The organism is Staphylococcus sp. SB1-57, assembly GCF_017086425.1.
Lineage (GTDB): Bacteria > Bacillota > Bacilli > Staphylococcales > Staphylococcaceae > Staphylococcus > Staphylococcus warneri_A.
In genome coordinates this window covers 2,269,704-2,290,252 of sequence record NZ_CP070964.1, presented here as the reverse complement: position 1 = coordinate 2,290,252, position 20,549 = coordinate 2,269,704, and the positions used below count along the sequence as shown (strand labels likewise).

20 protein-coding genes and 1 pseudogene are annotated in these 20,549 nt (G+C 32.7%); 15 read left to right on the top strand and 6 right to left on the bottom strand.

The annotated features are described in order from the left end of the window. Nucleotides 1–7: 7 nt before the first annotated feature. A complete protein-coding gene (locus tag JX000_RS11305; RefSeq protein WP_206140711.1) occupies nucleotides 8–865 on the bottom strand; it encodes a trypsin-like serine peptidase in 858 nt (285 codons plus the stop codon). Between the two features lie 593 nt (nucleotides 866–1,458). Between JX000_RS11305 and JX000_RS11300 the strand changes: the two genes are divergently transcribed. Further along, a complete protein-coding gene (locus tag JX000_RS11300) occupies nucleotides 1,459–2,076 on the top strand; it encodes a CadD family cadmium resistance transporter (RefSeq protein WP_124228242.1) in 618 nt (205 codons plus the stop codon). A gap of 202 nt (nucleotides 2,077–2,278) precedes the next feature. On the opposite strand, the gene JX000_RS12330 is transcribed toward JX000_RS11300, so the two are convergent. Continuing rightward, complete coding sequence (locus JX000_RS12330) at nucleotides 2,279–2,347, bottom strand: hypothetical protein (protein ID WP_219350386.1); 69 nt, start codon at nucleotides 2,345–2,347, stop codon at nucleotides 2,279–2,281. A gap of 654 nt (nucleotides 2,348–3,001) precedes the next feature. On the opposite strand from JX000_RS12330, the gene JX000_RS11295 reads away from it, so the two are divergent. From JX000_RS11295 to JX000_RS11285, 3 genes are all read left to right on the top strand, one after another. Next, nucleotides 3,002–4,492 carry an NADH dehydrogenase subunit 5 gene (locus JX000_RS11295; RefSeq protein ID WP_206141011.1) on the top strand — a complete coding sequence of 497 codons (1,491 nt, stop codon included), beginning with the start codon at nucleotides 3,002–3,004 and terminating at the stop codon, nucleotides 4,490–4,492. Nucleotides 4,493–4,505: 13 nt separating this feature from the next. Further along, nucleotides 4,506–7,079: a DUF2309 domain-containing protein gene (locus JX000_RS11290; protein ID WP_145506142.1), complete on the top strand. Its 2,574-nt coding sequence runs from the start codon at nucleotides 4,506–4,508 to the stop codon at nucleotides 7,077–7,079. 112 nt (nucleotides 7,080–7,191) lie between these two features. Next, complete coding sequence (locus JX000_RS11285) at nucleotides 7,192–7,563, top strand: Na-translocating system protein MpsC family protein (RefSeq protein ID WP_002451469.1); 372 nt, start codon at nucleotides 7,192–7,194, stop codon at nucleotides 7,561–7,563. A gap of 50 nt (nucleotides 7,564–7,613) precedes the next feature. Here the strand turns inward: JX000_RS11285 and JX000_RS11280 are convergent, their stop codons facing one another. Next, nucleotides 7,614–7,862 carry a hypothetical protein gene (locus JX000_RS11280; RefSeq protein WP_171970117.1) on the bottom strand — a complete coding sequence of 83 codons (249 nt, stop codon included), beginning with the start codon at nucleotides 7,860–7,862 and terminating at the stop codon, nucleotides 7,614–7,616. Nucleotides 7,863–8,103: 241 nt separating this feature from the next. Between JX000_RS11280 and JX000_RS11275 the strand changes: the two genes are divergently transcribed. The 5 genes from JX000_RS11275 (at nucleotide 8,104) to JX000_RS11255 (ending at nucleotide 12,169) form a co-directional block, all read left to right on the top strand. Next, nucleotides 8,104–8,811, top strand: coding sequence for a GNAT family N-acetyltransferase (locus JX000_RS11275; protein ID WP_002451467.1), 708 nt, complete (start codon nucleotides 8,104–8,106; stop codon nucleotides 8,809–8,811). 74 nt (nucleotides 8,812–8,885) lie between these two features. After that, entirely contained in the window at nucleotides 8,886–9,575 is a 690-nt protein-coding gene (locus JX000_RS11270; RefSeq protein WP_002451466.1) for a phosphatase PAP2 family protein, read from the top strand. A gap of 79 nt (nucleotides 9,576–9,654) precedes the next feature. Continuing rightward, nucleotides 9,655–10,386: an alpha/beta hydrolase gene (locus tag JX000_RS11265; RefSeq protein ID WP_241005004.1), complete on the top strand. Its 732-nt coding sequence runs from the start codon at nucleotides 9,655–9,657 to the stop codon at nucleotides 10,384–10,386. A 27-nt stretch (nucleotides 10,387–10,413) separates the two neighbouring features. Continuing rightward, the gene (locus JX000_RS11260) at nucleotides 10,414–10,662 is read left to right on the top strand and encodes a hypothetical protein (RefSeq protein ID WP_002451464.1); all 249 of its coding nucleotides are present in this window, start codon (nucleotides 10,414–10,416) and stop codon (nucleotides 10,660–10,662) included. A gap of 178 nt (nucleotides 10,663–10,840) precedes the next feature. After that, nucleotides 10,841–12,169 carry a sodium-dependent transporter gene (locus JX000_RS11255; protein ID WP_124228247.1) on the top strand — a complete coding sequence of 443 codons (1,329 nt, stop codon included), beginning with the start codon at nucleotides 10,841–10,843 and terminating at the stop codon, nucleotides 12,167–12,169. 77 nt (nucleotides 12,170–12,246) lie between these two features. On the opposite strand, the gene JX000_RS11250 is transcribed toward JX000_RS11255, so the two are convergent. The 3 genes from JX000_RS11250 to JX000_RS11240 form a co-directional block, all read right to left on the bottom strand. Next, nucleotides 12,247–12,864, bottom strand: coding sequence for a LysE/ArgO family amino acid transporter (locus JX000_RS11250; RefSeq protein WP_124228248.1), 618 nt, complete (start codon nucleotides 12,862–12,864; stop codon nucleotides 12,247–12,249). A 200-nt stretch (nucleotides 12,865–13,064) separates the two neighbouring features. Next, nucleotides 13,065–13,943 carry a glyoxalase III HchA gene (hchA, locus tag JX000_RS11245; protein ID WP_075778224.1) on the bottom strand — a complete coding sequence of 293 codons (879 nt, stop codon included), beginning with the start codon at nucleotides 13,941–13,943 and terminating at the stop codon, nucleotides 13,065–13,067. Between the two features lie 146 nt (nucleotides 13,944–14,089). Then, nucleotides 14,090–14,620, bottom strand: a complete 531-nt coding sequence (locus tag JX000_RS11240; protein ID WP_124228249.1) for a pentapeptide repeat-containing protein — start codon at nucleotides 14,618–14,620, stop codon at nucleotides 14,090–14,092. A gap of 267 nt (nucleotides 14,621–14,887) precedes the next feature. On the opposite strand from JX000_RS11240, the gene JX000_RS11235 reads away from it, so the two are divergent. From JX000_RS11235 to JX000_RS11210, 6 genes and pseudogenes are all read left to right on the top strand, one after another. Continuing rightward, the gene (locus JX000_RS11235) at nucleotides 14,888–15,796 is read left to right on the top strand and encodes a PLP-dependent cysteine synthase family protein (RefSeq protein WP_002451459.1); all 909 of its coding nucleotides are present in this window, start codon (nucleotides 14,888–14,890) and stop codon (nucleotides 15,794–15,796) included. Then, entirely contained in the window at nucleotides 15,789–16,934 is a 1,146-nt protein-coding gene (locus tag JX000_RS11230; protein ID WP_124228250.1) for a bifunctional cystathionine gamma-lyase/homocysteine desulfhydrase, read from the top strand. Before JX000_RS11235 ends, JX000_RS11230 begins: the two co-directional genes overlap by 8 nt. 158 nt (nucleotides 16,935–17,092) lie before the next feature. Continuing rightward, nucleotides 17,093–17,557, top strand: coding sequence for a MarR family winged helix-turn-helix transcriptional regulator (locus JX000_RS11225; protein ID WP_145506137.1), 465 nt, complete (start codon nucleotides 17,093–17,095; stop codon nucleotides 17,555–17,557). Nucleotides 17,558–17,582: 25 nt separating this feature from the next. Then, nucleotides 17,583–17,921: pseudogene (locus JX000_RS11220) on the top strand (VOC family protein); the annotation flags it as partial. A 272-nt stretch (nucleotides 17,922–18,193) separates the two neighbouring features. Further along, nucleotides 18,194–19,261, top strand: a complete 1,068-nt coding sequence (locus JX000_RS11215; RefSeq protein WP_124228252.1) for a Leu/Phe/Val dehydrogenase — start codon at nucleotides 18,194–18,196, stop codon at nucleotides 19,259–19,261. 513 nt (nucleotides 19,262–19,774) lie between these two features. Beyond that, entirely contained in the window at nucleotides 19,775–20,548 is a 774-nt protein-coding gene (locus JX000_RS11210) for a YSIRK-type signal peptide-containing protein (protein WP_206140710.1), read from the top strand. Nucleotide 20,549: the final 1 nt, after the last annotated feature.

Below are 20,549 nucleotides of genomic sequence, written 5' to 3'. Positions count from 1 at the left end.
TTTGATATTATTTAATATTATCTTTTACAAATTGACCTGCTTTACCTTTAAAAGATTCACCGCCAGCCATCTCTTGTTTGGCATATTTGTCAGTAGAATTGTTCCATAAATTATAACCATAAGTACGTAGACCATAAATTTTTGAATATTTACTATCTAACATTGGAGAACCTGAGGCACCTGCTCTAAAGATATCTTTAGTCATTATTTCAGTACCATTGGCTGAAAATTGTGTGAATCTTAATTGACTGTAATAGGCTTTCGTATTATCACCATTTTGCCAAGGGTAGCCTAGTGAATAAAGTGGTGTATTAAATTTTAGACTATTGATTTCTTTATCTGATGCGATACGAATAGGCTTAGCATATTTAGACATTTTTTCTTTAGTATGTACAATAGCAATATCATAATGCGGTAGTTTTTTAACATTAGATGCATGGAATTTGTATGGGATATGCTTGCCGTCACGATTCATTGCGAAAGTAATATATTTAGCGGAAGCAGCTTTTCCATTTTTATCATCGATGACATGTGCATTGGTAATTAAAGTATGATCACCAATTACAGTGCCTGTTCCCATCGAATCCTTACCTTTCCCTTTATGACCGTTCATGTTAGATACACGACCAATGGCTTTTAAATTATTTTGATTCGCTTTCGTATAATGTTGAATGCTAATCGAACTTTTACTAATTTTTTTAGCTTTTTGATATGCTTGTTGATCTGAAGGATAATTTAATCCATCACGATAGTAATAATCTGTATCTGCATGTGCCTGGTTTGACAGTGTGGCTGTTGTAGACATTGCAAGTGAAGCGATTAATATACTACAAATCATTGTTTTAATTGGTTTGAAATATGGCAAAATATAAATCCCCTTTGTGATTGGTTAGTATGAAATCATTTAAAATATGTGTTTATCCATTTTTAAACTTTGTTATCCCCAATTATATGCGAAATAAGTTGTATTACAATAGAAAAAGCAAATCTTTTTATAATTATTTAATGATATTAATAAAATGATTATTTGTTAATTTTAGGATAAAGGTTCAAATATTAATCCTTTCAACTATAGTGCCCATCTACATGTTTATATATCAAAAATATGGTGTTACCAAATAATTTCACGAAATATCTATATCTTTTCTTATATAGATATGATAATTTTTATTATAAAGAAAAATCATTTTATCCAATGAGAGGTTAGAATAAAGCTCCTCAAGGTTTCATTAGACCTTAACGATGTGTTAAACGTTACATTTAAACTAGATGCTTCTAAAAATTTGACGTATTGTGAGCTAATCGGGGGAAATCCTGATATCGAGATGTCACATTTTTCTTATAAAGTGGGGCGTTTCTTTTTGTTCTAATCTCTTTTTTTATATCATCTATCATAGATTTTAAAAAAATAAACAGAGATGATGTACAATAGCTATGTATAGATGGAGTGTGATATGGATGCTTTCAATTATATTTACAGCGATAGTTTTATACACGGCAACTGCCATAGATTTGTTAGTCATTTTATTAATTTATTTCGCTAGAGCACATACTAAAAAGGAATATCGAGATATTTATATAGGCCAATTTTTAGGATCGATGACGTTAATTATTATTAGTTTATTTTTTGCTTTTGTATTACACTATGTTCCTGAAAAATGGATGCTTGGATTATTAGGTTTAATACCCGTTTATTTGGGCATTAAAGTTGCTATTTTTGATGATTGTGAAGGAGAAAAAAGAGCAAAAGATGCTTTAAATGATAAGGGTTTGTCAAAATTAGTGGGGATTGTTGCTCTGGTGACGATAGCAAGTTGTGGTGCAGATAATATTGGTTTGTTTGTACCTTACTTTGTGTCTTTAAATTTCAGTCAGCTTATTGTGACGCTCATTGTATTCGTGATTCTTATTTTTGTACTTATTTATACAGCACAACGGTTAGCCGATATTAAGGATATTGGAGAAATCGTTGAAAAATTTAATCGTTGGATTATGGCAGTTGTTTATATAGCTCTCGGAATCTTTATTATAGTTGAAAATGATACGCTAACTACACTATTTCATTTTATATTTTAACTATGCAATAGATGCTCTCGGCCAAAAATAAAAGAGGTGGGAATAAGTCCCACCTCTTTTATGTATCATGATTTATTATTTGAAGAAACCAAGGATTGTTTTGATGATTGAAATGATGCTTGTTACGATTTCCATGATTTAGTCCTCCATTTCTATCAATTGTAGTTTATTTTGGGTTTGTACAAGTTTTGAAGTAATCTTATTATTTGTTGCCTTTAACAAGGTCGATGATTGTTTTAACTAAAGAAATAATACCTGAAATGATTCCCATGATAATTACCTCCCTCGATTGATTTGTTAATTACATTGTAACGAGGATATTCAGTAGATATGGTGAAATTTCCTAACTCGTATGTTAGAGGTCATAAGTGGTTCGTTTAAATGAAAACAGTACAGTCTTTCATGCCTAAGTGTGTACTGTGTTGGAATCGTTTACATTCACTTTACAAAGTTGTTTTAAAGTTGTAATATAATGACTTTTTTAGAGAAAAGTCTCTTGATTTGTATGAAGTTTGACATAATAAATAGAATCAACTATATTTATATTGTTATGCTCAAAAGTAAAATTAAGCCTTAGCTAGCGATGTATGCTAATTATTTTTTAAGTGTATGTCGAAAGACAAGGAGTAATTAACGTTTGAACGGATATATTGATAAGCAGGTAGCTTTTTAAATGGAAATAGAATCAATCAAGTAAATGAAGGATTTTAACATAGATAGTACATTAAGATACATACTTTTTAGATAGAGAATGTATGCTTTAGTATTGAATGTTGAAATCTTAATGATAATATTTCAAGTTAAAATGAAGCCTACAGTAGCAAGTTTCTCATTTGTAAAAATTGGGGAAGTGACTATTGTAGGCTTTTTATTATACATAAATTTAAATGATCGAATCTTTATCAAGGAGGTATCTAGAGTCAGTATGAGTGTACTCTTAATTTTGTTTCTTATTACACTGTTGCTAGCAATGATTAGCGGATTAATATTTTTATCTGCTTCGATTCCTACGCAATATATCAAGATACATATGTATATTATTGTTTTACCAATCATAGTAGGCCTAATTGGATTATTTACAGTAAATAATCCAATAATCATCGGACCTTTTACGTTAGATAAATTAGCGTGGTTAATGGGAAGTTTTATTTTAATATTAGGGTTTATTATACAAAAGTTTTGTGTACGTTATTTGCTTGGTGATAAAAACTATCGACAATACTTTCCGCTGTTTACACTCATTACTGTATTTGCGTCTGTCGCTTGGTTAAGTGGGGATCTAAGACTAATGGTTTTAAGTTGGGGTGCAACGTTGTTGTGTCTGACTTTATTAATCAGGGTCAATCGATTCTGGAAAGTGCCGCATGAAGCGGCGAAAATTTCAGCTAAACTGTTTATCGTTGGATGGTTATCACTAGTGATTGCCGTGCTATTGTTATTTGTTTCAACTGGTCATTGGTATATCGACGCAGTAGCTGTTGATTATAGTCACCTGTCTTTTGGTATGAAATTGATTATTGATTTATTTATTGTGCTTGCTGTGATTATCCCAGCGGCTCAATTTCCCTTCCAAAGTTGGTTGATAGAATCTGTTGCGGCGCCTACACCTGTATCAGCAATTATGCATGCAGGTATTGTAAACGCTGGGGGTATTATATTAACACGCTTCTCTCCAGTATTTGACAACCCAATCGCGATTACAGTGTTGTTATTCATCGCGAGTGTGTCTGTATTGTTAGGTTCAGGGATAAGCCTTGTTCATGTTGACTACAAACGTCAACTTGTTGGGTCGACGATGAGTCAAATGGGCTTTATGTTAGTGCAATGTGCATTAGGTGCATATTCAGCAGCTATTATACATCTAGTATTGCACGGTGTATTTAAAGCTACATTATTTTTACAATCTGGTTCTGTTGTGGGTAGATTTAATATTCCTACACCACTCACAGCTAAGCAATCATATAGTTGGATTGTACTTGGCAGATTGTTAGCGATAATGATTGCATTTGCTTTCTGGTTCAATAGTGATCATAGCGCATATGAATTAATTAGTGCACTTATTTTAGCATGGTCATTAATGGTGTCATGGAATCAACTCGTTGCATTTAGTAAATCTGCAATGGGCAAAGTAATTGGTATCGGCATGATTGTTATTGTTGCCTTAGTGTATATCGTGACACATCATTTCTTTAATTATTTATTAAACACAGTGCATATTAGTGTGACACATCCCCCATTACTAAGCAGTATATTAAGTATTGGCATCATTGTATTTGGAAGTATTCTAAGTATTTGGGTAGCACGTCATCGAAATTCACACACCTTTGCTGTGTTGTATTTATGGCTAGTTAAATTGGGTGAAGCTAAATCTGCATCCATTGAAAGCCATCCGAATTATTTGAAAAAGTATTTATAAAAGGGTGAAAAATATGGTTAATTCACAACAACAGAATGATATAGCAATGATTGTTTCAAATGCGAAACGTGTTATTACACCGTTGTCTCCGATTTCGATTTTTGCGGCAAGAAATCCTTGGGAAGGTTTAGAAAACCAAACTTTTAACGAAGTAGCAACTTGGTTGAAAGATATCAGAGATGTTGATATTTATCCTAATCACAATGCTATAGAAGATGCTAAAGAACATGGAGAAATCGATGTAGATATTTTTGAATCTTTATTAAATGATGCACTTCAAACGGCGGAAATTAATATTGAAACTGACCTTGAAAAACGCTATATCAATAATATTCAACATATTAAGCGTGTGCCAGATCACCTTTTAGGTAATCAAATACGTCGTGATATTTTGAGATCATTGCCGGATCAAATTAAAAAGAATAAGCAAACAGATTTACACAGACCTAAGAGTGCGGACCGTGTTAATCATAAAAATGAAAAGTTAATTGATGAGGTAGATGTACATATCATTAAGTGGTCTAAATTATACTTAGATCAATTTCAATCGAGTTGGACGATGCCTAAACGAGAAGAAGGCTTTTATACAGCGTGGTTACACTTAGCACAACATGACCCTGCTTTAACTAAAGAAGCTAGACAATTGATCCGCCACATGCCATCAAAGTCACATGAATTAATTAATCATGTATTAACCAAGTTAGATATTACTAATGATAATAGGCAATCTTATATAGAAGGTCAGTTACTGGCTTTGCCTGGATGGGCAGGGATGATGTATTACAGAGCGGAAGAAAATGAATCAGAGCGGGAGCTATTAACAGATTATGTAGCAATCAGATTAGCTATCGAATATGTATTATTAACCACTACTAAAGATCAATTTCAATTATCAGAGTTACATCATCATAAAGAAATTGAATTCGTTTGTGCGTTTATATTTTATGCGGAATTATCGTTAGAAGAATGGCTTAACCTATCAGATGAACTAAAGTTAAGATATCTTAATTTTGCGCGTCAATTTCAACGTCAATATTTTCAAAATTTATGGCTTAACGCTTGGGAAGAAACGCATGAACGCGACTTAGTCAATACGATTTATGAATCGCAATCTGGAAATAAGTCTCAAAAGATACAAGCGCAGTTAGCATTTTGTATCGATGTCCGTTCTGAACCATTTCGTCGCCATCTTGAAGGTGAAGGACCGTTTGAAACGATTGGTATTGCTGGGTTCTTTGGTTTACCTATAAAAAAAGAAGTGATTGATGCTCAATTTGAGCATGAATCTTTACCGGTGATGGTGCCACCAGCATATAAAATTCAAGAATATGCAGAACGACATAAACTAGAACGTTATCAACAACAACAACATACGATTACATCAATGTTTTATACATTTAAATTAATGAAACATAACGTGTTACCTAGTTTATTATTACCAGAATTAAGCGGACCATTCTTAAGTATAAATACGATTGCTAATACACTCATACCTACCCAAGCTAGACAGTTTGTTCATCGTTTTACAAAGAAATGGCTTCAAAAACCTGAGACAAAATTATCAATTGATCGTGAACATCACGTGTATTCGGAATTGCCAATCGGATTAACAGAGGAAGAACAAATTCAATTTAGTAAGCAAGCATTACAATTAATGGACTTAACCAAAGACTTTGCACCACTCATCGTTTTAGGCGGTCACGGTAGTGAATCGCATAATAACCCATACCATTCTTCTTTAGAATGTGGTGCATGTGGCGGTGCGTCTAGTGGTTTCAATGCTAAGTTATTAGCTATATTATGTAACCAGTCATCAGTCAGAACAGCACTTAAAGAAGATGGCATTATCATTCCAGATGAAACTGTATTTGTGGCAGCCGAACATAAAACGTCTGTAGATGAATTAGAATGGATTTATGTACCAGAATTAACTGAAAGTGCAAAACAAGCCTTTGATTTATTAGAATCAGTTATGCCTCAAGTGAGTTACAAGTCTAATTTAGAGCGTTTAGCACATTTACCAAACTTAGATAAAGTACATAAAGATCCAGTTGCTGAAGCATATCAATATGCAAGTGACTGGAGTGAAATTAGACCTGAATGGGGCTTGGCTAAAAATGCAGAATTTATTATTGGGAAACGTTCGATTACTGAAAATAGTAATTTAGAAGCACGTGCATTCTTGCATAATTATGATTGGTCACAAGATGAAGATGGTCATATTCTGAATACAATTATTTCAGGCCCAGCGCTTGTTGCACAATGGATTAACTTACAATATTACGCATCTACTGTGGCACCTCATTTTTATGGCAGCGGTAATAAAAGAACGCAATCTGTAACATCTGGACTTGGTGTTATGCAAGGGAACTCCAGTGATTTGATGTATGGTTTACCATGGCAATCAGTGATGGCACAAGATAATGAAATTTATCATTCACCCATACGTTTATTAGTTGTTATTCAAGCACCAGACACACATATTCAAAGATTACTTAATGAAAATCAGAAATTTGCACAAAAAGTGGACCATGGATGGGTGAGACTAGCTAGCATAGATGAAAAAAAAAGTTGGAAAGATTGGTAAAATATAGGCGGTATATTAAAAAGTAATTGTAGATTATAGCGATGATCCTATTATTTCCGAATAGTAGATAAGATGTTAAACTATAGTTAATTAATGTTTAGGAGTCGTCTATATGAAAAAATCTAAAGGTGTATATGAAGCTGAAATCAGTAAAGCCATCACGCAATGGGAAAAAGATTTTTTAGGTAGAGGTTCATTATCGGTTAAGACAGACATATTAAGAGATATGATCATTATCAATTTACAAGGTATATTAACACCTGCAGAATATCGTGTATGTGAGACCAGTGAAGGATTGTTAAATATCAAACGCACAAGATCTGAATTAGTAGAGTCAGGACAAGATGATCTCAATGACCTTATATATGAAATTACTGGTGTCAAAGTAAGTAGTTTTCATAGTGATTTGAGTACAGTTACTGGAGAGAGAGTAATTGTATTTAAATTAGAAGATAATTTTGAGAAAATGATTAACCAAGGTTAAATTTTATAAAGCAGTATGATCTTACGAGAATGAAAAGGTCATACTGTTTTTTATTTCAAATATATTAAATACATAATGTAGACATATAGTCGATAAATAATACCTAATAAATTTGGAATTATAACCATAGTGGCGATTAATTTGTCACCTTTGAAACCAATGACACATAAAATGATAGGTATCATATAAAGGACAAATAACCAAAATAATAATGTTTCGAATGATGGATGGATAGGTAAGAAAAAGCGAAATAATGTAATTAATAATGCGAGATAAATCATAATTATTTTGCTCATAATGAATGCCTTCCCTACTATCAAGCACAATGGATTAGTGTATGTGGTACAAGGTTTAATGTGTGATAGTCATATATTTGAAATTTATAATTATTTCAATTATACAATATTTTATATGCAAAAGGTATTAGAAATAAAGAATGCTATAGTATTTCATTTTATAATCGAATATTATAAGGTACGTAATATAAAAGAATCAGTTATAATACATATTAAGATTTCAAAAATGAAGGGATGGTTGTTTATGAAAAGGAATATACATCATCAACCAATAGGTGAGTCCGTAACAGATTTTGAACCGCTGAATTTCCCGGATATTAAACAATTAGACGGACGGTATAGTTCATTAGTTAAATTAAGTGAAACACACATTAATGATTTGTTTGACGTATTATGTAATGAAGATAATGATGCGAATTGGACTTATTTGTTTAGCGAACCAATCCATGATTACGGTATTTTTTCAGAGTATATTAAAGGTTTAATGTCTAATGTAAACTCGTATTATTTTGCTATTATTGATCATAAGCGTGAAAAAGCGTTAGGTTACTTATCATTAATGAATATTGATTCGATTAATGGCAAGATAGAGGTTGGAAATGTCCATTATTCAAATGGATTAAAAAAGACGAAAGTCGCCACTGAAGTTCAATATTTGCTAGCGAAATATGTGTTTGAACAATTAGGGTATCGTAGATATGAATGGAAGTGTGACAGTTTAAACGAACCTTCTAGAAAGGCAGCATTGAGATTAGGGTTTACTTACGAAGGTATGTTTAGACAGGCAGTAATATATAAGGGACGTAATCGGGATACAACATGGTACTCAATGATTGACAAGGAATGGCCGATATTAAATGAACGTTTCGAACAATGGTTAAGTCCGAATAATTTTGATGAAGCCGGTCAACAACGTATTCGATTACAAGATATAAATAGGGCACGAGACTGAGCGAATTTCCTTTTGTTTTTTATAAAATAGAGATAAGGAATGATTGAATAAGATAAAGAGATAAAGGAGAAAGTATGAAAAATAGACGGGCAACAACAGGTATGTTTACGATTCCTTTATTTATCATAAGTATGATGATATTTATTTTAATGGCTGTCGGCGTTATACAAGATATACCATTTTTAAAATTTGTCGATAGCCATTCACTAGACTGGTTTACTACTACATTCGGTACGCCACAACGTCAATTTGAAGGAGACATGTTGAACTATTATATGACATTTTGTGCCACGATTGGTGATGTTAGTGGTGTCATTGTGATGTCAGTGATCATTACAATAATATTATTATTTAAATATCCGCGTTTAGCTATATGGTTTATTTGCACAATATTAAGTGGAACATTAATTAATATTTTGATTAAAATGACAATCGAACGAATGAGACCGTATAATCATTTAGCCATTGACTCAGGGTTTTCTTTTCCTAGTGGGCACTCTAATGCGAGTACATTGTTTTTTATCACTTTATTGATTGTGGTGATGCCTTTAATTAAAAGAGCGGTCTTTAAATCTATTTTGAGCGGTCTTGCATTAATATTATGGATAAGCGTTTTGATTTGTCGATTATATTTCCATGCGCATTATCTGACAGATGTGGTTGGTGGAGTGACTTTAGGTTTAACCTGGATCGCTTTATGGTTAATGGTTTATCCACTGTTTGAACGAATCAAGTTTAAAAAGAATAAACATGTTATACATTGATAATTGTAAAATGAGAATGGATATATAGGCATGTTTCCGTTGTATATACGATAATTAAAACTAGGGGAGTTATTTTATGATGAATATTAAATCACCAAGTCCACTTTATTTAAAAGGGACAAGTCAACAAGCTATATTGTTATTACATTCATTCACAGGTACTGTTAAAGACGTAAAGCATCTTGCTACAACGTTGAATGAACAAGGATTCACGTGTTATGTACCTAACTATCCTGGTCATGGATTACCGGTTACACAGTTTATTAAGTATGATGTTAACGATTGGTGGGCATGTGTGCAAGAAGCGTACCAGTTTTTAAAGGAAGAAGGGTACGAAGTCATTAATGCAGCCGGTGTATCGTTAGGTGGATTATTTACATTACGATTAGCTGAAAATGTTGAATTAAATCGTATCGTAGTGATGTCTGCACCTAGCGAGAAAACAGAAGCTGGTATTGCTTGGCGCTTAGAAAAATATGGCAAACGCATGAATCAGATAATGAGGCTGTCTGAGGATGAGAGTGTTGAATCATTAGCCCAAATTGACCAATATCAAGATGAAATTAAAGTATTTCAAGGTGTTATTAATGATATTATGTCAAATTTACATGATATTAAATCGACTGCTAGAATTTTATATGGTGGACAAGATGAAGCGGCTTATGAAGAAAGTGCACACTATATTTTTAATCAAATTAGTAGCGATAATAAATCAATTCAAGATTTTCCACTCAATCAACATTTAATGACCCACGGTGAAGGAAGAGATGAATTAGAACAAGATATCGTTGAGTTTTTCACTCAAAAATAAAAACTAGCAATAAGGTGGTGTTCAACTGTGACGAGAACATTTTTATTAACCTATATTACGATTTCAGGCCACAGATATACAGAATTTAAGACTTTTGATAAGGGCATCGATAAGGACAAATGTGTTAGAAGAATTATAGATGAGTTTGATGAATTACCTTATCTTTATCTAGAAAAAGGTGATTCAATACATTATATTAATGTCGATCATATTGAAAGTTTAGAAATTGAAGAAGTAAATGATGGCCAAACGATTACTTATAGTAGCGAAGATTAAAATATAAAGAATAGTCATAACTGATGCTAATCAATGTATTAAATGAAAGGCAACGTTATGGGCTGTTCTTTTTTTATTATTCTGACAATTTGTATGAATATTGCACTTATAACTAACTAATGGTAAAGTGTTACTTAAGTACGTAAACGCTTTAACGCATTAAAGGAAGTGAGTGAATATGAGTAAGCAATCAGAATGGAAAACTTCTACTGGGTTTATATTAGCAAGTGCCGGTTCCGCAATTGGATTAGGAGCAATGTGGAAGTTTCCTTATATGGCTGGTATATATGGTGGTGGCGCCTTTTTATTAATGTTTTTAATTTTTACCATTTTTGTAGGACTGCCATTATTAATTATGGAATTTACAGTAGGGAAAATGGGAAGAACGTATACAACTCAAATCTATAGTAAACTCACAGGTAAAAAGTGGCTCAATGTGATTGGGTGGAACGGGAATTTAGCAGTTTTTATATTGTTTGGTTTCTATAGTGTCATTGGCGGATGGATTATTATTTATATGGGGAATGTTATTTGGCAAATATTAAGTTTAAATACAACTCACCTGACACAACTCAATTTTGAAGCAATGATTAGTAATCCATGGCTTACTGTTTTAGGACAGGGTATTTTTATCTTCTTAACGATGATCATTGTTATGTTAGGTGTAGAAAAAGGGTTGGAAAAAGCATCCAAAATCATGATGCCACTATTATTTATCTTTTTAATTATTGTAGTGGTAAAATCATTATCTTTAGACGGATCGCTAGAGGGTGTGCGTTACTTGTTACAACCTAGAGTGGAAGATATTTCAATTGAAGGTATTTTATTTGCGTTAGGTCAATCATTCTTTACCTTATCATTAGGAACAACTGGAATGATTACATACGCAAGTTATGCACCGAAGACAATGACTATTAAATCATCAGCGGTTTCCATTGTATTGATGAATATTTTAGTTTCGGTCTTAGCGGGCTTAGCTATTTTTCCTGCTTTGAAAACATTTGGTTATCAACCACAAGAAGGTCCAGGATTATTATTCAAAGTACTACCGCTTGTATTTGATAAAATGCACTTTGGTATTGCCTTTTATCTGATGTTTTTAATTTTATTCTTATTTGCAGCGTTAACATCATCCATTTCACTGTTAGAATTAAACGTTTCTAATTTTACGAAAAATGATAATACGAAACGTCAACCTGTCGCATTGATCGCAAGTATACTGGTCTTTTTAATTAGTATTCCAGCGACATTATCATTTGGAAGTTTGAGTGGCGTTAAATTTGGCGCAGGTACAATATTCGATAATATGGATTTTGTCGTTTCGAATATATTAATGCCTTTAGGGGCACTTGGCACAACATTAGTAGTAGGACAATTGTTGGATAAACAGCTGCTACAAGAAAGCTTTGGAAGAGACAAATTTAAATTGTTTTTACCATGGTATTATTTAATTAAATTTGTAATGCCAGTAGTCATTATTTTAGTATTTATTGTTCAATTATTTTAATTTATACGATGAGAACAACATCATTATAAATGCCATAGGGCTTATCGAAATTTAAATTTCGATAAGCCCTATTTGTATTAATTGGCTAAAATATGCCAGATATTTTTGATGATTATACAACTTACGATGAGTACGATAACACTTGAAACTTTATTTAGAATAATAATATATTTTCCTGTTTTATCGACCGAACCTATCATTTTACCGAGTATCGCTAATAGGATAAACCAAATCCAAGATACTAACATAGTAGCGCCAGCAAATAATATCTTTTCGGTGCCATGATACATAGACGCACTTGTTCCAATTACACCAATCGTATCCATTATCGCGTGAGGATTAAGTAATGAAACGGATAATGCGAAGCCGATTTGTTTTTTTGCGCTCATGGGTTCCATATGTTCTAAATGACTAGGCTTTTCATTCCATAATGACCATGCCATATATAATAGAAAGGCGAGACCAATGATATAAATGACTAACTGTAAAATAGGAAGAGACATTAAGATTAAGGATACGCCTAAAATAGCTAACACAATTAAAGTAGTATCACATAAGCCAGCTGTGACGATCACTGGTAATGCTTTAGTTAATTTCTTTTGATTTGCACCTTGATTAAATACAAATACATTTTGAGCACCTAAAGGTAGAATCAGACCTAGTGCTAATAAGAAACCGTGAATGATCGGTTGCATAAAAAATACCTCTCTCACTTTTGACTTGAAATTAAGTAAAATGATAAATTCAGAAACAAATATCAGAATATTTAAAAATATTATACAAAAGCAATATATAATTTTCAACATTGAATTATTTAGCCATTTTAAAAAGCCCTAGATACATCATTACGAATGTATCTAGGGCATGAAAATATATCGATTAAATATGATTTTACTTATGATTGTTGGACGGCTTCTACTAATGCATCCGCTGCAAGAAGTCCAAGTTTATTAGAAGCCAGTGGGCTATCGCCAGTTAATAATTTACGATCTTGATGAGTTTGGCCACTCATTTCTTTATTTACAACTTGAAGTCCTTGTTTAGTCAATAAATCAGCGACTAACCATTTAAGTTTACCAGGTAAATAACCGATATCGATATTTGCGCCTTCATCTAATGCATCTGGGAAGACACATACAGAATATCCTTCAAATGGAGATTTTTCTCTATTTAATCCAGCAGATAATAATGCTGCCGGGCCGTGACATAATGTGATAACAAATTTATCATAATCTAATGCCCAATCTAAAGCTTGTTGAACATCTTCACTTTCAGAAATACCAACAACAGCGGCATGTCCACCAGGGATAAAGAGTGAAATATAATCTGAATCAGGGCCAAGTTCATTTTTGATGACTTCAGATAATACTTTAGGTTGTTTTAATTTTTCTTTTAGCTTATTATATGTTTCTTGTACTGCTTCATCTTCCGTAGGCATTGCCCAGTGCTCTAGTTTGACAGGGTAACCAGTTAATGTAGCGACATCTACATCGAAGCCTGCTTCCATTAAATGGTGTAACGGTAATAGCATTTCAACTGGATGATTTCCTGTTGAAAACATTTTACCGTTTTCTAATAATACATAACGCTCTTCAGCGGCAATCATTAATACTTTCCATTTGCCACCAGTATAAGCATTTTTATGATTAACACCATTAAAATCTGTTTTAGGCGCTGTATATTGACTTAATGAATATGGTGAAGGGAAAAATGCATTATCCTCCGCTTTGTCAGGGGTTGGTGCTTTACTTAATTGACTAGAATCTTGAGTCATTTATATTCCTTCTTTCCTAAGTTTGTATGCTTATATCCATGAAAATAGTCTCTTAAACATTCAATAACGCATTCATCATACTGAATCATCAATAAAAAAGTGTACTTAGACATCATGGTTGAGTCAAAGTACACAGGTTTAATGATCTATTGAATATTTTCGAAAACAACATTTTGTTTTTTTAATTCTTCTTCAATGTTTTTAGGAAGACTACAATTTTTAAATGTGACATGATCAAAGATACAATGTTTTAATTTGATATTTTCAAATGTTGAATTGCTAATTTCTGTCTTTTTAAAAACAACATTTTTAAATACAGTATCTGTGATTTTAACGTCGCTAAAAGTATTTCCGTCGAATACAACATCTTGGAATGTTGTATTATTGATCGTTGTTTCATCAAATGTTGTATTTTCAAAAGAGATTTTTTTGAAGAGGTTTTTATAAAAATTCACTTGTTCAAAAATACAATCATTCATACTACTATTAACCACTTTACTGTTAGAAATAGCATTAATATTTTTGAAAATACCTTCATCAAAATTACAATTTTTAAAGCGACCTTTATTAACTTCTAATTCATCGTACATTGAATTTCTAAAATTAGTCGCTGTATGGCTCAAGTTTTTATAATTTTCTTTAGTGAATACAGATAATGATAGGTCTTTATTTGACATCTTATTGTGAACTCCTTTACTTGTATTATCCATGAAAATGTATGAACGGTATTATCATTATCATAACAGAATAAAGTAGATGACACATTTGATTGAATTTAAAAATAATGATGTAAAAAAATATAAAAAGTTATAAACTATGAAATTGCAAATTTGTGTACAATCCTTTATAATTCATACCTGTTAAATAAGAATTAATTAATCCATTTGAGAAAGAAGGGAATGTTCAATTTTCCACTGAATAAAGGATGATTGAATATATAGAATATGATTGCATATGACTTAATAGGAGAGACACCACTCGTGTTATTAGAGAGTTTTAGTGATGAAGACGTAAAAATCTATGCGAAACTCGAACAATTTAATCCAGGCGGAAGTGTAAAAGACCGACTAGGAAAGTATTTAGTTGAACAAGCGATTGAAGAGGGGCGTCTACATCGTGGTGATACCATTGTAGAAGCTACAGCTGGTAATACAGGGATTGGTTTAGCAATAGCTGCCAATCGTTACCAACTTAATTGTGTGATATTTGCACCAGAAGGCTTTTCCGAAGAGAAAATATCAATTATGCGTGCTTTAGGTGCTGATGTTAAAAGAACTGTAAAAGCTGAAGGCATGATAGGTGCACAACAAGTTGCCCGACAGTATGCTGAAGACACGCAATCGATTTATATGAATCAATTTGAAACAACACATAATCCAGATGCCTATACTCATACATTAGGTAAAGCGTTAACAGATGAACTAAATCATATTGATTACTTTGTTGCTGGTGCTGGCTCGGGCGGTACATTTACAGGCGTCGCGAGACACTTACAACCATTAGGTGTTAAAAATTATATCGTCGAACCTGAGGGGTCGATATTAAATGGCGGTCCAAGTCATACGCATGCCACAGAAGGTATTGGTTCAGAAAAATGGCCTAGCTTTCTAGAGAAATCATTAGTAGAAGGTATTTTTACAATTAGTGATCAACATGCCTTTGATAATGTAAAAGCCATCGCTAAACAAGAAGGGTTACTAGTAGGTAGCTCATCCGGCGCTGCACTTCAAGGTGCACTTGAATTAAAAAAACAAATAGATAAAGGGATTATCGTGACGATATTCCCTGATGGTAGCGACCGATACATGTCAAAACAAATATTTAGTTATAAGGAGAATGAGAATAATGAATAAAAAAACACAAATGATACATGGCGGACATACAACAGATGATTATACAGGTGCTGTAACGACTCCAATTTACCAAACAAGTACATATTTACAAGACGATATCGGAGATTTACGCCAAGGTTATGAATATTCACGTACTGCCAATCCAACACGTGCGTCTTTAGAAAGTGTTATTGCAGACTTAGAACATGGTAAACATGGTTTCGCATTTGGTTCAGGCATGGCAGCTATTAGTGCAGTGATTATGCTATTAGATAAAGGAGACCAGCTTATTTTAAATTCAGATGTATACGGTGGTACGTACCGCGCTTTAACAAAAGTATTTACACGCTTCGGATTAGACGTAGATTTTGTAGATACAACCAATATTGAAAATGTTGAGAAATATATTAAACCAGAAACAAAAATGTTATATATCGAAACGCCTTCTAATCCATTATTACGTGTGACAGATATTAAAGGTGCTGTAGCGATTGCTAAAAAACATAACCTTATTTCTGTAGTAGATAATACATTTATGACACCTTATTATCAAAATCCATTAGATTTTGGTATTGATATAGTTTTACATTCTGCTACTAAATATATTGGTGGACATAGTGATGTAGTTGCAGGATTAGTAGTGACTGCAGACGATGAATTAGGAGAACGTATAGGCTTTATCTCAAATTCAACTGGTGGTGTGCTTGGACCACAGGATAGCTACTTATTAGTAAGAGGAATCAAGACGTTAGGTTTACGTATGGAACAAATTAATCGTAACGTAGAAGCAGTGATTGATATGTTACAGTCTCACGATAGTGTACAAAAAGTATTCCATCCAAGTATTAAAAGTCACTTAAACTATGATATTCATGCTGCACAAGCAGATGGACATACAGGCGTTATTGCATTTGAAGTGAAAGACACAGAAGCTGCGAAACAAGTGATTCATGCTACGCAATATTTCACGTTAGCTGAAAGTTTAGGGGCAGTAGAAAGTTTAATATCAGTTCCTGCATTAATGACACATGCATCTATTCCAGCAGATGTACGCGCTAAAGAGGGTATCACAGATGGATTAATCCGTTTATCAATTGGTATTGAAGACACAGATGATTTAGTCAATGATTTAAAACAAGCACTTGATACATTAAACTAATGCTATCACTATTTTTAAGGTCTAGGGAGTTGTCCCTAGGCCTTTTTTGAGCAATTACATAAATAAAGTTAAGAATCTTTCATTAGAATCTGAATTGTGTTAAAGTAGTTAGACAATCGAATATCTTGATAATCAAGGTAAATAGAGGTGGCTTAAAAATGAATGATGATAACAATCAAAATGATGTTAAACATGATGATATGGTGACTTCATTTAGAGGTTTAGGACGGCGAGTTGTTTTATACCAACATAAAATTGCAGAACAATTAGATGTATATAACCATGATTGGACTACGATTGATATGTTAAGTGAGACGGGGCCTATCACTGCTGGTGAATTAGGTAGAAGAGTTGGACTTACAACGGGAAGTGTTACAGCATTGGTCGATCGATTAGAAAGAGCAGGCTATGTTAAACGTGAGCGTCATCCTAAAGATCGTCGAAGTATTATGATTGTTCCACAGTATGAAGATAAATCAGAAGTACAACACGCTTATGAAACATTGAATCAACATATGACTGAACTGACAAATCAATATACGGCAGAGCAAATGGAAACCATTCAGTCGTTTCTAAAAGCAACAACAGCTATTTTAGATAATGAAATTGAACGTAAGAAATAAAATAAAGAAAAAGAAGGTCTGAATTATGAAAATTAATCATATTAATATAACGGTCAACGATGTAAAAACAACGCGAGCATTTTTTGAAAAGTATTTCGATTTAGTTTGTATTGGTAGTGCTGGCAATATGTTTGCAGCTATGAATGACGAAGATGGATTTCTGTTTAATTTAATAGAAGGAGAAAATATAAAATATCCAGATACATTCCATATTGGTTTCCCGCAAGAAAGTAAAGAAGAGGTGGATCGTATACATCAAATCTTAAAAAATGACGGGTATGAAGTATGGGATCCTGAAATGGCGCATGCAACATATACTTTTTACTTTAAAGCACCAGGCAATTTTACAGTAGAAGTTTATTGTGAAGTACAAGAAAAAACAGAAACATATGTACACTCATATTTTGCAGACTACAATAAATAGCATTTAAAATATTGGCAATTTGAAGATATGAAATATAAATAGTGACTGAGACATGTTGAATTGTCTCAGTTTTTTAATGTAAACATAAAGACGAAAAAATTTTCTTATAATTCATAATTTAGCTAATATTGTGCGTGTTTCAAATCGAGATTATTCCCATATTGTCAGGGTATGCGAATAATGTAGATTAATTTTATGAGAGGAGTATTTGAATGATTTTTGAAACAATGGAACAAGAAGATTATGAACAAATAGTATTTTGCCAAGATCAATCAACGGGTCTAAAGGCAATCATTTGTATTCATGATACAACGCTTGGACCAGCATTAGGTGGTTGCCGCGTGAGAAATGATTATGCATCAGAAGAAGAAGCAATTGAGGATGCTATGAATTTAGCACGTGGAATGACATATAAAAATGCTGCAGCTGGCTTAGACCTTGGTGGAGGTAAGACAGTAGTGATGGGATCACCTAATAAAGAAGATGAAGAAGCATTCTATAGAGCATTAGGGCGTTATGTTCATACATTAAATGGTCGTTATTATACAGCTGAAGATGTAGGTACATCAGAGCATGAAATGAACCTTATTCATAAAGAAACACCTTATGTTTGTGGTACAAGTAAGTCGTTCGGCTCAGCAGGTAATCCAAGTCCTATGACAGCTTATGGTATATATATTGCTATGAAGCGTACGGCTTTAGAACAATTTAATGGTGAATCTCTTGAAGGTAAGACCATAGCAGTTCAAGGTGTGGGACACGTGTCCTATGAACTTTGTCGTCTTTTACATGAAGATGGTGTTAAGTTGATTGTTACTGATATTAATAAAGATAATGCACAGCGTGCAGTAGATGAGTTTAATGCGACATTTGTTGAACCAGATGATATCTTTTCAGTAGAAGCGGATATCTTCGCGCCATGTGCACTCGGTGGTATATTAAATGACGATACAATTCCTCAATTAAAAGTTAAAGCGATTTGTGGTTCAGCAAATAACCAATTAAAAGATGAAAACAAACATAGTCAAATGTTAGAAGAAAAAGGTATATTATATGCACCAGATTATATTGTGAATAGTGGTGGTGTAATCAACACTGCTGATGAGTTGAATGGATATAATGAAACGCGTGCTAAGGAAAGTATTGAAGGTATAGATAAAATTGTGAAACATATCTTTGATATCGCCAAAGAACAACATAAAACACCATTAGAAGCGTCACAACATTTTGCAGAAACACGATTGAAACAAATGTCCCATATTCAAGATATTAGAAAATAAAATAACAGAAAATATCAATAAAGCAACCCAGGATTAATGTCCTGGGTTGCTTTTTAGGATGAAATGATAGTTAAAATGTATAAACAAAATATCATGGAATTTTAAATTAACGAATGAGGAGATTAAAAATTAAATATGAATATTCGGGTTTATTATTAATGAATTCGGTTAATAGAAATATACGAAAGCACAACTTTATTATTTTATGCATATAACATCATAAAATTTAATTTCTGAAATATTAATTGATTATTAAATGTAACGACAAATTGAATTGAGTTCCAAATAATTTGCAAACAAATGTTTTATTTATGTCGATTTGCCAAGAGTTGTGATTTTATTTCTAAAAAAGAATAAATACTTTTTCGTTTTTAGGTAATAATAATTCTATTTACTTTTGAATATAAAGCGTGGATATATATGGTTTTGCAACATTTGTAAATTTTCAATCAATTAAGTATTATATGTACATACAATGTTAAAGTTGTGAAAAATATATGAGGTGATTCATGAATGAAGAATAGACAAGGCTTTTTACCAAACAAATTAAACAAATATGCAATTAGAAAATTTACGGTAGGTACTGCATCGTTATTAATAGGTGCGACATTAGTATTTGGCGTAGGAAATGTAGCGAGAGCAGATGAATTAGATAATGCATCGTCACAAAATAACGACGGCAATAAAGATAAAAGTGAACCTGTCGATATAACCGAACTGACTAATACTAACGAAACAGCTAGTACAGAGGATCAAGCAACTGACAAAGCAACTACAAATGTGTCAGAAGAAGCTAATCATGCTGATCAAACGACAGCAACGACTCAAGATACTAGTCAAACAGAAAAATCTAATACGGAAGAGACACAAAATACCGAACAAGCAAACACAGAAAAAGCTTCTTCAAATCAAACAACAAAAGACTCCTCTAATATAGAACAAGACACAATTAATAAAACAAATGATAAAACATCAACAACGACTGAAGATAATAAAGGTGTTACATCAGTAACTGATGAAAAATCAGATGCTTCTTCAACGACTGACAAGAATAACGATGACAAAACAACAACTGCAGAAGAAAGTAAAACATCAGAAGAACCAACTACAGAAACAACGACTACTAAAGAAACTCAATCAACAGATAATAAGTCGGCCTCTACAACTAAAGAAACTTCCTCACAAGACCAATCAACAAATGAAAATTCAACAACAGACAATTCATCTCAAGAAAAGCAAACAACATCAACTAAGGAAACTGCTAATACATCAAAGAAAGTAAGTTAAA